The following is a 15,342-nucleotide window of genomic DNA, read 5'->3' as shown; positions in this document are numbered from 1 at the left end:
ATTGGAGACCACATGAACGCATCTGCCGAAATTTCCGTACAACCGGTCAAGTTGCTGATCAACGGTGAGTGGGTCGAGTCCAAGACCACCCAATGGCAAGACATCGTCAACCCCGCCACTCAGCAAGTGCTGGCCAAAGTCCCGTTTGCCACCGCCGATGAAGTCAACGCCGCCATCGATGCCGCCCATCGCGCCTTCCAGACCTGGAAGCTGACGCCGATCGGCGCGCGCATGCGCATCATGCTCAAGCTGCAGGCGTTGATTCGCGAACATTCCAAACGCATCGCCGTCGTGCTCAGCGCCGAGCAGGGTAAGACTATTGCCGATGCCGAGGGCGATATTTTCCGTGGCTTGGAAGTGGTGGAGCACGCCTGTTCCATCGGTACCCTGCAAATGGGCGAGTTCGCCGAGAACGTCGCCGGTGGCGTCGATACCTACACCCTGCGCCAGCCCATCGGCGTGTGTGCGGGCATTACCCCGTTCAACTTCCCGGCGATGATTCCGCTATGGATGTTCCCGATGGCCATCGCCTGTGGTAACACCTTCGTCCTCAAACCGTCCGAACAGGACCCACTATCGACCATGCTGCTGGTGGAGCTGGCGCTGGAAGCCGGCGTACCGGCCGGTGTGCTCAACGTGGTGCATGGCGGCAAGGACGTGGTAGATGCACTGTGCACCCATAAGGACATCAAGGCGGTGTCCTTCGTCGGCTCCACCGCCGTCGGCACCCATGTGTATGACCTGGCCGGCAAGCACGGCAAGCGCGTGCAATCGATGATGGGCGCCAAGAACCACGCCGTCGTGCTGCCGGATGCCAACCGCGAACACACCCTCAATGCCTTGGTCGGCGCCGGTTTCGGTGCGGCAGGCCAGCGCTGCATGGCCACCTCCGTGGTGGTGCTGGTGGGGGCGTCCAAGCAATGGCTGCCGGACCTGAAGGCGCTGGCACAGAAGCTCAAGGTCAACGCCGGCAGCGAAGCCGGCACCGATGTCGGCCCGGTGATTTCCAAGCGCGCCAAGGCACGCATCCTGGAATTGATCGAAAGCGGTGTACAGCAAGGCGCCAAGCTCGAATTGGACGGTCGCGACATCCAGGTACCGGGTTTCGAGCAGGGCAACTTTGTCGGCCCGACCCTGTTCTCGGGCGTGACCACGGACATGCGCATCTACACCGAAGAAATCTTCGGCCCGGTGCTGGTGGTGATCGAAGTCGACACCCTTGATGAGGCCATCGCCCTGGTCAACGCCAACCCATTCGGCAATGGCACCGGCCTGTTTACCCAGAGTGGGGCGGCGGCGCGTAAATTCCAGAGCGAAATCGACGTGGGCCAGGTGGGTATCAACATCCCGATCCCTGTGCCGGTGCCGTTCTTCAGCTTCACCGGTTCCCGTGGTTCCAAGCTCGGCGACCTCGGCCCCTACGGCAAGCAAGTGGTGCAGTTCTACACCCAGACCAAAACCGTCACGAGCCGCTGGTTCGACGACGACACGGTCAACGATGGCGTCAACACCACCATCAACCTGCGCTGATTCCGGGAGAACCTCATGAAGATTGCATTTATCGGTTTGGGCAACATGGGCGCGCCCATGGCCCGCAACTTGATCAAGGCCGGCCACGCGCTGAACCTGTTCGACCTCAACCAGACCGTGCTCAAGGAACTCGCCGAACTGGGCGGTACCATTAGCGACTCGCCACGCCATGCGGCCCAGGGCGCGGAGCTGGTGATTACCATGCTGCCCGCCGCCGCCCATGTGCGCAGCGTGTGGCTGAATGACGATGGCGTACTCGCCGGTATCGGTAGCGGCGTGCCGGCGGTGGATTGCAGCACCATCGACCCGCAGACTGCTCGCGACGTGGCCGCAGCGGCAGCCAAACACGGCGTGGCGATGGCCGACGCGCCCGTCTCCGGCGGCACCGGCGGCGCCCAGGCGGGTACGCTGACCTTTATGGTCGGTGCCACCCCGGAACTGTTCGCTACCCTGCAACCGGTGCTGGGGCAAATGGGCCGCAACATCGTGCATTGCGGTGAAGTAGGTACTGGTCAGATCGCCAAGATCTGCAACAACCTGTTGCTGGGCATCAGCATGGTGGGCGTCAGCGAAGCCATGGCTTTGGGCGATGCGCTGGGGATCGACACCCAGGTGCTTGCGGGCATTATCAACAGCTCCACCGGGCGCTGCTGGAGTTCCGACACTTACAACCCGTGGCCAGGCGTGATCGAAACTGCCCCGGCGTCTCGCGGCTATACCGGCGGTTTCGGCGCGGACCTGATGCTCAAGGACTTGGGTTTGGCCACCGAAGCTGCCCGCCAGGCCAAGCAACCGGTGATTCTGGGCGCTGTGGCCCAACAGTTGTATCAATCCATGAGCCAGCGCGGGGAGGGCGGCAAGGACTTCTCGGCGATCGTTAACAGCTATTGCAAGCCCAAGTAGATCCTACGCAAAGGAAACTGCGTGGTGAGCAGGACCAGCCCGCTCACCACCAGCCTGCTCAATCCCCCCATAAGCGGGTGATTACTCAGGCGAACACAAAATACTTACGCACCGTCTCGACCACTTCCCACGTTCCCTTCATTCCTGGCTCCACCACAAAGATATCCCCAGCCCGCAAGTGAATCGGCTCCATCCCCTCAGGCGTGATCACGCAGTAGCCTTCCTGGAAGTGGCAGTACTCCCACTTCACGTATTCCACGTACCACTTGCCTGGGGTGCAGATCCAAGTGCCCATGATCTTGCTGCCGTCTTCGCTGGTGTAGGCGTTAAGGTTGACGGTGTGCGGGTCGCCTTCGAGCTTCTCCCATTTGCAGGCATCCAGGACCGGCAAGGGATGGGTGTCGCGCAGTACGGTAATGGGCTTGGACATGATGACTCCGAGGCAAGGAAACGAGAGTCGAACCCTATAGCGTCGCCAGCACCCTCAGTGGTCTGAACTCGACATCGGGATGTCCAGAAGCGCAGATGAATAGGGGGTTATTGGCACGGCGAGGTCAGTGTGGGAGGGGTTTGCCCTCGATGGCGGCGTCACAACGGGCACCTGGATCAACTGGCCCACTTAACCGGGGGCAAGCCCCCCTCCCACATCAGGCGACATATTCGAGCGTGAATAAGCCTTTTTCTCGCAGTAAGTGCGAAAGAACTCCCCTCTTACGCCAGAATTTGCAAGAAAATTCACAGCAGGCCCTCGTATCATTCACCCCAGTAACGACCGAGAGCCTTGAGCATGAACCCAATAAAAACGTGGTGGGACATCAGCCCGCCCTTGAGCGCCGCCACGCCCACCTGGCCGGGCGATACGCCGTTTCAGGAAGAACGCGTATGGCAGTTCGGCCCGGAGTGTCCGGTGAATGTCGGGCGCGTGACCTTGTCGCCGCATACCGGCGCCCATGTGGATGCACCGCTGCACTACAGCGCCGACGGCGCGCCGATTGGCGAGGTGTCGCTGGATGTGTACATGGGCCCTTGCCGAGTGCTGCATTGCCTGGACAGTGGCGCGCTGGTGCAGCCTCATCAGCTCGACGGTCGTGTGGATAACTTGCCCGAGCGCGTATTGCTGCGTACTTATCCACAAGCGCCGCTGACCGAGTGGGATGAGAATTTCACCGCCATCGCCCCGCAAACCATCGAGCGGCTTGCCAGCCTGGGGGTGCGGCTGATCGGTATCGACACCCCGTCCCTGGACCCGCAACAGTCCAAGACCATGGACTCTCACAACGCCGTGGCCCGGCATGGCATGGCGATTCTCGAAGGCATCGTGCTCGACGACGTGCCGGAGGGCGACTACGAGCTGATCGCCTTGCCGCTGCGCTTTGCCCACCTCGACGCCAGCCCGGTCCGCGCAATCCTGCGCCCGCTCAAGGAGCCCACGCGATGAGCCAATGTCCCTTTTCTGCCGACTACCAAGCCCCGGAAGAATGGCATAACGCCGAGCTGAATTTTTCCGAGTCCATGAGCTACGGCGACTACCTGGACCTGGGCAAAGTGCTCAGCGCCCAGCACCCGCTGTCGCCGGACCACAACGAAATGCTGTTTATCATCCAGCACCAGACCTCCGAGCTGTGGATGAAGCTGATGCTCCATGAACTCAAGGCCGCCCGCGAACACGTGCGCCTGGGCGAGTTGCCGCCGGCGTTCAAGATGCTGGCGCGGGTGTCGCGAATCTTCGACCAACTGGTGCATGCCTGGGCCGTGCTGGCGACCATGACACCTTCGGAATACAAGGCCATTCGCCCGTTCCTGGGGCAGTCGTCGGGGTTCCAGTCGTTTCAGTACCGTGAGATCGAATTTATTCTCGGCAACAAGAGCCCAGCGTTGTTGCGACCCCATGCCCATCGACCGGAATTGTTGCAGCAACTGCAAGTGGCGATTGCCACGCCGTCGCTGTATGACGAGGCGATCAATTTGATGGTCAAGGCCGGTTTGGCGATTGACCCGCAACGCGCCGAACGCGACCCAACGGCCGCGACCGTACACGATGACTCGGTGGAGGCGGCATGGCGCGAGGTGTATCGCGATCCGAGCCGTTACTGGGACCTGTACCAGTTGGCCGAAAAGTTTATCGACCTGGAGGACTCGTTCCGCCAGTGGCGCTTCCGCCATGTGACCACGGTGGAGCGCATCATCGGCTTCCAACCGGGCACCGGTGGAACCGAAGGCGTGGGTTACCTGCGCAAGATGCTCGACACGGTGTTGTTCCCCGAGCTGTGGCGAGTGCGTTCCACGCTGTAAACAAATATGGGAGGGGGCTAGCCCCCTCCCAAATGGCTATCACTGCGCAGCGGCGACCGCTTTCGCCTTACTCATTCGCAACCGGTAGGCCACATAGATCACCCCCACCCACACCGGCATCGCAAAGACCGACTCGCGAATCCCCGGAATGGCCAGCATCACGCTGACGATCATCAACATGAACGCCAGGCACAGGTAGTTGCTGAACGGGAACCAGAAGGTCTTGAACGACGGCTCCACGCCTTGCTGGCCCATGGCCTTGCGGAACTTGATATGGGTAATGCTGATCAGCGCCCAGTTGATCATCAACGAGGCAACCACCAGGGCGAACAGCAACTCCAGAGCGCTCTGCGGCGCGACGTAGTTGACCACCACGCACAGCATCGTCACCAGCGCCGAGATCGCCAGGGCTCGCAGCGGCACGCCTTGCTTGTTGAGCTTCATCAGCGCTTTGGGCGCATCGCCTTGCTCGGCCAGGCCGAACAACATGCGGCTGTTGCAGTACACACCGCTGTTGTACACCGACAGCGCCGCGGTCAGGACCACGAAGTTGAGGATGTGCGCAGCGGTGTCGTTACCGATCAGCGAGAAGATCTGCACGAACGGGCTGCCGCTGTAAGCGTCGCCCGACGCGCCGAGGGTTTGCAGCAATTGGTCCCATGGATACAGCGACAGCAGCACGGTCAGCGCACCCACGTAGAAAATCAGGATGCGGTACACCACCTGATTGATCGCCTTGGGGATCACCTTGCGCGGTTCGCTGGCCTCGGCGGCGGTGATGCCCACCAGCTCCAGGCCACCGAAGGAGAACATGATGAACGCCATGGACATCAACAGCCCCATGCCGCCATTGGGGAAGAACCCGCCGTGGCTCCACAGATTGTCGATGGAGGCCTGGGGGCCGCCGCTGCCGCTGAACAGCAAGTAGCAGCCGAGCACGATCATGCCGACAATCGCCACCACCTTGATGATCGCGAACCAGAACTCGGCCTCACCGAAGAACTTCACGTTCAGCGTATTGATCAAGTTCACCGCGACGAAGAACACCAACGCACTGACCCAGGTCGGAATCTCCGGCCACCAGAACTGGATGTATTTGCCCACCGCCGTCAGTTCGGCCATGCCCACCAGCACATACAGCACCCAGTAGTTCCAGCCCGCCAGGAAACCCGCGTAACCGCCCCAGTATTTGTGCGCGAAGTGGCTGAAAGAACCGGCCACCGGCTCTTCGACGATCATTTCGCCGAGCTGGCGCATGATCAGAAAGGCGATGAAACCGGCGATCGCGTAGCCGAGGATCATCGACGGCCCGGCAGACTTGAGCACCCCGGCCGAGCCGAGGAACAACCCCGTACCGATGGCGCCGCCCAAAGCGATCAGCTGAATATGCCGGTTCTTCAAGCCACGCTTGAGGCCCACCGGGTTAACCATGTCATCCGCCATTAACGTTCCCTTCTACTTGTTTTTCTTAAGGGTGAGTGCAGGCCGCATCAGCCCCTCAGAAGTGCTGGGGTCAGATATTACTCTGCGTGAACTGTTCGTAATACAGCTGAACGCCATCAAGTGCCTGATCCAACAGCCATTGTTGGGCGGATTCCACCATCGTTGAGGTCGCCGTGCTTGCCGGGCTAACGCCCTCTCACATTTGAATGGGGGCGTGGCTGACTATTTGCGCACGACCAGATCCAGCACCTCATCCCGATCCTTGATTTTCTGCAGCACGATCTCCGAGCGAATATCCGTCACCCCCGCCGTGCGGTTCAGGTGGTTCACGATAAAGTCCGAAAAATGCTTGAGGTTGCGCGCCTGTACCCGCAGCACATAGTTGCTGGCGCCGGTGATCACATAGGCGCTGGCCACTTCCGGCCAGCCTTGCACTTTCTTGATGAACGTCTCGTGCCAATCCTCCACGTCCTGGCGCAAAGACAGGTGAACGATGGCCTCCAATTCGATCCCCAGTTGCTCGGCATTCAGCACCGCCCGGTAGCCGCTGATCACGCCTTCGCTCTCCAGCAGGCGTAGGCGGCGCAGGCAGGCAGAGGGCGAAAGGGCGACTTTTTCCGCCAGTTCCTGGTTGCTGATACGGCCATCCTGTTGCAGGAAATGCAGGAGGCGCAGGTCGGTGGGGTCAAGAATCATGCTTAGAATAATTCCGCGTATTTAGAGGTTTAATTCGAATTTCCTACAGCTTAATTAGCTTGTTGCCCTCCACTTTGCACGAAAATTCTCTAAAGCTTCGTTAATAATTTGGTTCATCTTCTCCTATAAAAACCAGGATCGCCCATGCCCCTTCGAAGCCATTGCCAAACCCTTGATGCCCAGGACCCATTGGCGCCTTTGCGTGAGCAGTTCGCTCTGCCCCACGGCGTGATCTATCTGGACGGCAACTCCCTGGGCGCCCGCCCCGTGGCATCGCTGGCACGGGCGCAACAGGTGATTGCCCAAGAGTGGGGCGACGGTTTGATCCGCAGTTGGAACAGCGCGGGCTGGGCGGACCTGTCCCTGCGCCTGGGCGACCGGTTGGCCCCGCTGATCGGCGCACGCGATGGCGAAGTGGCGATCACCGATACCACCTCGATCAACCTGTTCAAAGTGCTCAGTGCCGCGTTGAGTGTGCAGCGCCAGCGGGCGCCGGCGCGCAAGGTGATCGTCAGCGAGGCCGGCAACTTTCCCACCGACCTGTACATCGCCGAAGGCCTGGCCGAGTTGCTGCAACAGGGTTATTCGCTGCGCTTGGTGAACAGCCCCGACGAGCTGACCCAGGCCATCGACGCCGACGTGGCCGTGGTAATGCTCACCCACGTCAACTACAAGACCGGCTACCTATACGACATGCAGGGCGTGACCACCCTGAGCCACGAGTGCGGTGCGCTGACGATCTGGGACCTGGCGCACTCGGCGGGCGCGGTGCCGGTGGACCTGCATCGGGCCGGCGCCGATTACGCGATTGGCTGCACCTACAAATACCTCAACGGTGGCCCCGGTTCCCAGGCGTTCGTGTGGGTCAACCCGGCGCTGGTGGACCTGGTGCGCCAGCCGTTGTCGGGCTGGTTCGGGCATACGCGGCAGTTCGCTATGGAGTCCAGCTATGCGCCGAGCGCTGGCATCGCTCGTTACCTGTGCGGCACCCAGCCGATCACGTCGCTGGCGATGGTGGAATGCGGTCTGGAGATTTTTGAACAGACCGACATGGCCAGCCTGCGCCGCAAATCCCTGGCGTTGACCGATCTGTTTATCGACTTGGTGGAGGCTCGCTGCGCGGCCCATCACCTCGTGCTGATTACCCCGCGTGAACACGCCCGGCGTGGCAGCCATGTGAGCTTCGAGCATCCTGAAGGCTACGCGGTGATCCAGGCCCTGATCGCCCGAGGCGTGATCGGCGATTACCGCGAACCGCGCATCATGCGTTTTGGGTTTACCCCGTTGTACACAACCTTCACCGAAGTCTTCGATGCCGTGGAAATCCTCGGTGAGATTCTCGATAACCGCACCTGGGACCAGCCGCAATTCAAGGTCCGCCACAGTGTCACCTGAAATGTGACGGGGGGCCGATAGGTCGGTTAGCCCATCTGTCACTGACGTACCGTCTTCGGGGGCAAGCCCTCTCCCACAGGGGATCTGGCCAGCGCATCGAACAAGGCTTTAGCGTAACCCGGCAGTTGTTCGAACGAGCGCGCGCATAACAGCAGTCGCCGACAGGCCCAGTCCTCGCGCAGGGGCCGGGCTTTAAAGTGATGCTCCCCCGGCCAACGGTCCAACGCGGCCTGGGGCACGATCCCCAGGCCGGCGCCGCGGGCGACCATGCGCATCACCCCATCAAAGCTCTCGGCGCGGATGCGCGCTTGCAGGCGAAAGCCGGCGTGCAACGCTTGTTCGTCCAGGTACACCGCCAGCGCACTGTGGGCGGCCAGGCCGACGAAATCGTGTTGCAGGCTGTCGACAAAACTGACCGGGCCTGCCGCCAACGTATGCTCCGTCGGCATGATCAGTAGCAGTGGGTCGTCGCGAAAGGGCAGGGTCTGCAAGCCGTGGGTGTCGACGGCGTCGGAGATAATCCCCAAATCGGCCGTGCCCTGGCGTAACGCCTGGGTGATGCGCAGGCTGGGCAGTTCCTGCATGTCGATATCCAGGTTGGGATGTTCGCGCAGTACATCCGCCAGCAGTTCAGGCAAGTATTCACTCAGTGCGGTGGTATTGCAGAGCAAGCGCACCTGGCCTTTGACGCCGTTGGCGTAGGCGGCCAGGTCCTGTCGCAGGTGATCGGCCTGTTGCAATAACAGCCGCGCGTGGCGAGCCAGGGCTTTGCCGGCGGGCGTTGGGCTGACGCCGCGGCGACCGCGTTGCAGCAACTCGATGCCCAGCGACGCTTCCATGGCCCGGATGCGCGCGCTGGCGGCGGCCAGGGACAAATGGCTGCGGGATGCGCCAGCGGTGATATTGCCGGCGTCCAGGGTGTGCAGGTAGAGACGCAGGTCGATCAGGTCAAAGTGCATGACTGGTTTCTCGGGTGGCTCAGCGGGCCTAATCGGGGGCAAGCCCCCTCCCACATTGGAGTTTCGAGGGGCGCTAAGCCTCAAGCTAAACAAGAGGCTGACTCAGTATATGGCGAATTTTCGAGCCCATCGGAAAACGTCACTATTGACCAATGACGACTTTCCTTACGTTTTACCAAAATATCGGCCTGGCCTTGTCTTTGCTGGTGATCGGCACCTTTATGCTGGCGGGCACCGTCAAAGGGGTGATCGGCCTGGGCTTGCCCACCGTGGCCATGGGCCTGCTCGGCCTGGCTATGTTACCGGCGCAGGCTGCGGCGTTGCTGATCATTCCTTCAACCGTTACCAACCTCTGGCAATTGGCGTTCGGCGGCCATCTGAGTGCTCTGTTCAAGCGCTTGTGGCCGATGCTGCTGCTGATTTTTCTCGGCACCGGGCTCGGTACTGCGTGGCTGGGCATGGACGGCGGCGGCTGGATGGTGCACGCCTTGGGCGCAGCGTTGCTGATGTATGCATTGAGCGGGTTGTTCTTGCCCACATTCAACGTCGGCTCGGCGACGGAACGCTGGCTGGGCCCGTTATGCGGATTGCTCACCGGCATCGTTACCGCCGCCACCGGAGTGTTTGTGATCCCCGCCGTGCCGTATCTGCAGGCGCTGGGGTTACAGCGCGATCAACTGGTGCAGGCGTTGGGGCTGTCGTTCAGCGTGTCTACCCTGGCTTTGGCTGCCGGGCTGGCCTGGCGCGGCGGGCTGGGCGGCGCCGAACTGAATGCCTCGCTGCTGGCGCTGGTGCCGGCGTTGTTGGGCATGTGGCTGGGTCAGTGGGTACGCCAGCGCATCAGTGCCGTGGTGTTCAAACGGGTATTTTTTGTTGGTATGGCTTTTTTGGGCGGGCATCTGCTGATCAGCGGTTAACAATGGCTGCGTATTCGTGCCTTTAGGTCAAATGTATTTTGCCGGTTTGTGGCTTATTCAAGGGGAGCCAGATGGATAGTCTGCGTCCAGACCTTTCAACCTTCTGGAATCTCCCATGAAAAAAGTCCTATTGCTCAACGGCGGTAAACAATTCGCCCACTCCGATGGCCGCTACAACGCCACCCTGCATGACACCGCAGCGGCGGTGCTGGACCGTGCCGGTATCGACGTCAAGGTCACCCATATCGACGCCGGCTATGACGTGGCCGAAGAGGTCGCCAAGTTCCTATGGGCCGACGTGATCATCTATCAGATGCCCGGTTGGTGGATGGGCGCGCCATGGATCGTCAAGAAGTACATCGACGAAGTCTTCACCGAAGGCCACGGCAGCCTGTATGCCAGCGATGGTCGCACCCGTTCCGATGCGTCGCAGAAATACGGCAGCGGCGGCCTGATCCAGGGCAAGCAGTACATGTTGTCGTTGACCTGGAACGCACCGCAGCAAGCGTTCGACGACCCCAGTGACTTCTTTGAAGCCAAGGGTGTGGACGCGGTGTATTTCCCATTCCACAAGGCCAATCAGTTCCTCGGCATGACCGGCCTGCCGACTTTCCTCTGCGTGGACGTGATGAAACGTCCGGCCATCGAGGCGGATGTGGCGCGCTATGAGCAGCATCTGGCGCAGGTGTTCAACCTCTCGGTGTAAGCTGCCCCTCAAGATGAGAGAGGAGCGCCCGTGAAAGCCCGGTCCGATGAACTACAGATCTTTGTCAGCGTGATCGAGTGCGGTTCGATTTCCGCGGCGGCGGAGCAGGCCGGGCAGACGCCGTCGGCGGTCAGCCGTACCTTGTCGCGCCTGGAAGCCAAGCTCGACACCACGCTGATCAACCGCACCACGCGACGCATGGACCTGACCGAAGAGGGCAAATACTTCTTCGAGCAGGCCAAGGTGATCCTGGCGCAGATGGATGAGCTGGAAGAACGCTTGTCCTCGCGCCAGCAAACTCCGGCCGGGCGCTTGCGCATCAACGCGGCGGTGCCGTTCATGCTGCACGGGATCATTCCGTACATCGCCGAATTCCGCCGCCTGTACCCGCAGATCCAGCTGGAGCTCAACAGCGATGACCTGATCATCGACCTGCTGGAACAGAGCACCGACATTGCGATTCGCATCGGTGCATTGGCCGATTCGAGCCTGCATGCGCGTTCCTTGGGCTGCACGCCGTTGCATATCCTCGCCAGCCCCGACTATTTGGAACGCCACGGCACCCCGCGCACGGTCGCTGAACTGGCGAGCCACACCTTGCTGGGCTTCACCCAGACCGAAACCCTCAACCACTGGCCGTTGCGCCACGCGGCAGGCGACCGCTGGTTGATTCAGCCGAGCATCGCCGCCTCCAGTGGCGAGACCCTGCGTCACCTGGCATTGGAGGGGCAAGGCATAGCGTGCCTGTCGAACTTCATGACCTTCGACGATATCGACGCCGGGCGCCTGGTGCCGCTGCTGGAAACGTTCTACAGCGGCTACCGCCAACCGATCCACGCGGTGTTCTATCGCAACTCCCAGTTGGCGTTGCGCATCCAGTGCTTCCTGGACTTTATCCAGGCCAAGCTGGCGCGGTATGCCTGCTGATTCGACTCCCACAGTGATGTGGGAGGGGGCTTGCCCCCGATGAGCCCCACTCGGACTTCAAGACTAGCCCCACCCCGCTCAATTCCGTACCATTCCCGGCCTTATTCCCCGCAATACCTTGGTACTTCATGAACCTCACCCGTCTGCGCGCCGATACCCTGGCCGGCCTCACCACGTCCTTTGCGTTGCTGCCCGAGTGCATCGCCTTCGCTCTGGTCGCTCACCTCAACCCGCTGATGGGCCTGTACGGCGCTTTTATCATCTGCACCCTCACGGCGCTGTTCGGCGGGCGGCCGGGGATGGTGTCGGGGGCGGCCGGTTCGATGGCCGTGGTGATCGTCGCGCTGGTGGTGCAGCACGGCGTGGAATATTTGCTCGCCACCGTGCTGCTGGGCGGGCTGATCATGGTTGCCTTCGGCCTGTTGCGCCTGGGCAAACTGGTGCGCATGGTGCCGCACCCGGTGATGCTGGGGTTCGTCAACGGCCTGGCGATCATCATTGCCTTGGCGCAGTTGGAACACTTCAAGAACGGTGAAGCCTGGCTCAGCGGTACGCCGTTGTATGTGATGACCGGCCTGGTGCTGGTGACCATGGCGATTGTCTATATGTTGCCGCGCATCACCCGCGCAGTTCCACCTGCGCTGGTGGCGATCCTCGGCGTGGGCCTGGCGGTGTACCTGCTGGGTTTGCCGACGCGCACCCTGGGCGACATGGCCCACATCGCCGGCGGCTTGCCGAGCTTTGCGCTGCCGCAGGTTCCCTGGACCCTGGAAACCCTGGGCATCATCGCGCCCTACGCGTTCCTGATGGCCATGGTCGGTCTGCTGGAAACCCTGCTGACCCTCAACCTCACCGACGAAATCACCGAAACCCGTGGCTACCCCGACCGCGAAAGCGTGGCCCTGGGCGCGGCTAATATGGTCTCGGGTCTGTTCGGCGGCATGGGCGGTTGCGCGATGATCGGGCAAACCGTGATCAACCTCAGCTCCGGCGGGCGCGGGCGTTTTTCCGGGGTGTTTGCCGGGGTGATGATTCTGTTGTTCATTCTGTTTCTGTCACCGCTGATCGAGCGGATCCCGTTGGCGGCGCTGGTGGGGGTGATGTTCGTGGTGTCGCAGCAGACCTTCGCCTGGGCGTCGCTGCGGGTAATCAATAAAGTGCCGCTCAACGATGTACTGGTGATTATCGCGGTGACGGTGATCACCGTGTTCACCGACCTGGCCACCGCCGTACTGTGCGGGATCGTGATTGCGGCGCTGAATTTCGCCTGGCAACAGGCCCGCGAGTTGTATGCCGATGAACACCTGGAAGCCGACGGCAGCAAGCTCTATCGCCTGCACGGCACCTTGTTCTTCGCCTCGACCACGCCGTTTCTGAACCAATTCGACCCGGCCAACGACCCGGCCCAAGTGACGCTGGATTGTCGCCACCTGAGCTTCGTCGATTATTCCGCGATTGCCGCGTTGATGACCTTGCGCGAGCGCTACAGCAAGGCCGGCAAGCACCTGCGGGTGCTGCATTTGTCCGAGCGCTGCAAGAAACTGCTCAAGCGCGCGCGGGTGCATCATGACTGACCTTCGACTCTGATCGAGGGGTTATGGCCCGACCAGGTCTTCGAGTTCCTGGGCGCGGGTCTGGGTCATGTCCAGCACGCAGCCGGAGCCGTTGACCCGATCGATGGAACCACCGGTTGCCGAACCGGCGAAGGCGCAATTAGCGTCGCGATACTTTATCCACAGGCGCTGCACGTCCTGCAGTTGCTGTTTACGCGGGCCTTCTTGGGCGGCGAGGGCGGTTTTGTAGGCGCGGTTCAGGCGCTCGTCCTGAACCTTGGCCTCTTTGGTGTTGCAAGTGACCATGTCGAGCGTGGTGTTGGCGCTGTCCATGCATTTTTCCAGCGCCGCGTTATCGGCAGCCGATGCGTGGCCGCACAAAGCCAGAAGCACGGCGCCGGTGGCGAGAGAGCTACGAATCATCATCGATTTTCCTGGGCATGAGTGGATGCGCATTCTAAGACCCAGCGGCGCGGTTTGAGTTTCCGGCAGCGTCCGATCCTCATGTAAGAACACCCCCCTGATTTTCATCCGATGGCGCCGGGCATGCCCGATGGCGACAGCGCTTATCCGTGGGCGAAAGTTACTTTCATGCAGTTTGAAAATGCCGTGCGGAAATGATTTATGACTTTCACAACCAATTCGACGTGACCCTTTCCGAGGAGTACCGCATGGCCGCATCACCGGGCTTCGGGCTGTTGGCATACGCTGCCATCGCCATCATTGCTTTGATCGTGCTGATTGCACGTTACCGACTCAACCCGTTCATCGTTATCACTCTGGTGTCCATCGGCCTAGCGCTGATGGCCGGGATGCCGGCGGATACCATCATGGGGTCCTATGAAGCGGGCGTCGGCAAAACCCTGGGGCACATCGCCCTAGTGGTGGCACTGGGCACCATGCTTGGCAAGATGATGGCCGAGTCCGGCGGCGCCGAGCAGGTGGCGCGCACGATGATCCATCGTTTCGGCGAGCGCAACGCGCATTGGGCCATGGTGTGTATCGCGTTCCTGGTGGGGCTGCCGCTGTTTTTCGAGGTGGGCTTTGTGTTGTTGGTGCCCATCGCCTTTACCGTGGCGCGGCGCGTGGGGGTGTCGATCCTGATGGTGGGTTTGCCGATGGTGGCTGGGTTGTCGGTGGTGCACGCGCTGGTGCCGCCGCACCCGGCGGCGATGATGGCGGTGCTGGCGTACAACGCGTCGGTGGGGCAGACCGTGCTGTATGCGATTCTGATCGGCATTCCGACGGCGATCATTGCCGGTCCCGTCTACGCCAAGTACATCGTCCCGCGTATCCACCTGCCAGCGGAAAACCCGTTGGAGCGCCAGTTTATCGAGCGCGAACCGCGTAGCCGTCTCCCGAGTTTTACCCTGACCATGGCCACCATCCTATTGCCGGTGGTACTGATGATGATCGGCGGTTGGGCCAACGTGATTTCCACGCCGGGCACGGGGTTCAACCAGTTCCTGTTGTTTATCGGTAACTCGGTGATCGCGCTGCTGGTGGCGACCCTGGTGAGTTTCTGGACCCTGGGCCTGGCTCAAGGCTTCAATCGCGAGTCGATCCTCAAATTCACCAACGAATGCCTGGCACCGACCGCCAGCATCACGCTGCTGGTGGGGGCGGGTGGCGGTTTGAATCGCATTCTGGTGGATGCCGGCGTGACCAACGAGATTCTTGGCCTGGCCCATGCCTTCCATCTGTCGCCGCTGGTGATGGGCTGGTTGTTCGCCGCATTGATGCGCATCGCCACCGGCTCGGCGACGGTGGCCATGACCACTGCCTCCGGTGTAGTGGCGCCGGTGGCCCTGGGCCTGGGTTATCCACACCCGGAATTATTGGTGCTGGCCACCGGCGCCGGTTCGGTGATCTTTTCCCACGTCAATGACGGCGGCTTCTGGCTGATCAAGGAATACTTCAATATGACGGTGATCCAGACCTTCAAGACCTGGACCGTGCTGGAGACCCTGATTTCGGTGGTTGCCTTCGGTCTGACCTATGGTCTGTCCTGCCTGCTGTAA

The 15,342-nt window shown here is 61.3% G+C and carries 15 protein-coding genes; 10 read left to right on the top strand and 5 right to left on the bottom strand.

Annotation, left to right across the window (positions count from 1 at the left end; translation table 11 throughout):
• Positions 1–12 precede the first annotated feature (12 nt).
• Complete coding sequence (locus tag YA0848_RS00840; protein ID WP_034100588.1) at positions 13–1,530, top strand: CoA-acylating methylmalonate-semialdehyde dehydrogenase; 1,518 nt, start codon at positions 13–15, stop codon at positions 1,528–1,530.
• 15 nt (positions 1,531–1,545) lie between these two features.
• A complete protein-coding gene (gene mmsB / locus YA0848_RS00835; protein ID WP_169903805.1) occupies positions 1,546–2,433 on the top strand; it encodes a 3-hydroxyisobutyrate dehydrogenase in 888 nt (295 codons plus the stop codon).
• An 85-nt stretch (positions 2,434–2,518) separates the two neighbouring features.
• On the opposite strand, the gene YA0848_RS00830 is transcribed toward mmsB, so the two are convergent.
• The gene (locus YA0848_RS00830) at positions 2,519–2,863 is read right to left on the bottom strand and encodes a cupin domain-containing protein (RefSeq protein ID WP_003230905.1); all 345 of its coding nucleotides are present in this window, start codon (positions 2,861–2,863) and stop codon (positions 2,519–2,521) included.
• A 357-nt stretch (positions 2,864–3,220) separates the two neighbouring features.
• Here YA0848_RS00830 and kynB point away from each other — a divergent pair, with 357 nt between their 5' ends.
• Both kynB and kynA read left to right on the top strand, forming a co-directional pair.
• Positions 3,221–3,871, top strand: coding sequence for an arylformamidase (gene kynB / locus YA0848_RS00825; protein ID WP_040269444.1), 651 nt, complete (start codon positions 3,221–3,223; stop codon positions 3,869–3,871).
• Positions 3,868–4,725 (top strand): tryptophan 2,3-dioxygenase, encoded by an 858-nt coding sequence (kynA, locus tag YA0848_RS00820; protein WP_034100581.1) that lies wholly within the window; start codon positions 3,868–3,870, stop codon positions 4,723–4,725. Before kynB ends, kynA begins: the two co-directional genes overlap by 4 nt.
• Before the next feature lie 39 nt (positions 4,726–4,764).
• Here the strand turns inward: kynA and YA0848_RS00815 are convergent, their stop codons facing one another.
• Positions 4,765–6,168 (bottom strand): amino acid permease, encoded by a 1,404-nt coding sequence (locus YA0848_RS00815; RefSeq protein WP_034100579.1) that lies wholly within the window; start codon positions 6,166–6,168, stop codon positions 4,765–4,767.
• Positions 6,169–6,390: 222 nt separating this feature from the next.
• On the bottom strand, positions 6,391–6,864 hold the full coding sequence (locus tag YA0848_RS00810; RefSeq protein WP_034100577.1) for an Lrp/AsnC family transcriptional regulator: 474 nt from the start codon (positions 6,862–6,864) through the stop codon (positions 6,391–6,393).
• Between the two features lie 144 nt (positions 6,865–7,008).
• On the opposite strand from YA0848_RS00810, the gene kynU reads away from it, so the two are divergent.
• Complete coding sequence (kynU, locus tag YA0848_RS00805) at positions 7,009–8,259, top strand: kynureninase (protein ID WP_169903804.1); 1,251 nt, start codon at positions 7,009–7,011, stop codon at positions 8,257–8,259.
• Between the two features lie 38 nt (positions 8,260–8,297).
• Here the strand turns inward: kynU and YA0848_RS00800 are convergent, their stop codons facing one another.
• Positions 8,298–9,218, bottom strand: a complete 921-nt coding sequence (locus tag YA0848_RS00800; protein ID WP_169903803.1) for a LysR family transcriptional regulator — start codon at positions 9,216–9,218, stop codon at positions 8,298–8,300.
• Positions 9,219–9,370: 152 nt separating this feature from the next.
• Here YA0848_RS00800 and YA0848_RS00795 point away from each other — a divergent pair, with 152 nt between their 5' ends.
• The 4 genes from YA0848_RS00795 to YA0848_RS00780 all read left to right on the top strand — a co-directional run bounded on the left by YA0848_RS00795 (position 9,371) and on the right by YA0848_RS00780 (position 13,342).
• On the top strand, positions 9,371–10,135 hold the full coding sequence (locus tag YA0848_RS00795; RefSeq protein WP_034100572.1) for a sulfite exporter TauE/SafE family protein: 765 nt from the start codon (positions 9,371–9,373) through the stop codon (positions 10,133–10,135).
• Between the two features lie 115 nt (positions 10,136–10,250).
• Positions 10,251–10,841, top strand: a complete 591-nt coding sequence (locus YA0848_RS00790; RefSeq protein WP_034100571.1) for an NAD(P)H-dependent oxidoreductase — start codon at positions 10,251–10,253, stop codon at positions 10,839–10,841.
• Between the two features lie 30 nt (positions 10,842–10,871).
• The gene (locus tag YA0848_RS00785) at positions 10,872–11,768 is read left to right on the top strand and encodes a LysR family transcriptional regulator (RefSeq protein ID WP_034100570.1); all 897 of its coding nucleotides are present in this window, start codon (positions 10,872–10,874) and stop codon (positions 11,766–11,768) included.
• Positions 11,769–11,896: 128 nt separating this feature from the next.
• On the top strand, positions 11,897–13,342 hold the full coding sequence (locus tag YA0848_RS00780) for a SulP family inorganic anion transporter (RefSeq protein ID WP_034115076.1): 1,446 nt from the start codon (positions 11,897–11,899) through the stop codon (positions 13,340–13,342).
• A 21-nt stretch (positions 13,343–13,363) separates the two neighbouring features.
• On the opposite strand, the gene YA0848_RS00775 is transcribed toward YA0848_RS00780, so the two are convergent.
• Positions 13,364–13,744: a lysozyme inhibitor LprI family protein gene (locus YA0848_RS00775; protein WP_169868795.1), complete on the bottom strand. Its 381-nt coding sequence runs from the start codon at positions 13,742–13,744 to the stop codon at positions 13,364–13,366.
• A gap of 248 nt (positions 13,745–13,992) precedes the next feature.
• On the opposite strand from YA0848_RS00775, the gene YA0848_RS00770 reads away from it, so the two are divergent.
• Complete coding sequence (locus YA0848_RS00770; protein WP_232925008.1) at positions 13,993–15,342, top strand: GntT/GntP/DsdX family permease; 1,350 nt, start codon at positions 13,993–13,995, stop codon at positions 15,340–15,342.

Origin of the sequence: Pseudomonas sp. S4_EA_1b (assembly GCF_016307435.1) — a bacterium.
In the GTDB taxonomy this organism is placed as follows: Bacteria; Pseudomonadota; Gammaproteobacteria; order Pseudomonadales; family Pseudomonadaceae; genus Aquipseudomonas; species Aquipseudomonas rhodesiae.
This window is presented reverse-complemented; position numbering and strand designations above follow the sequence as displayed.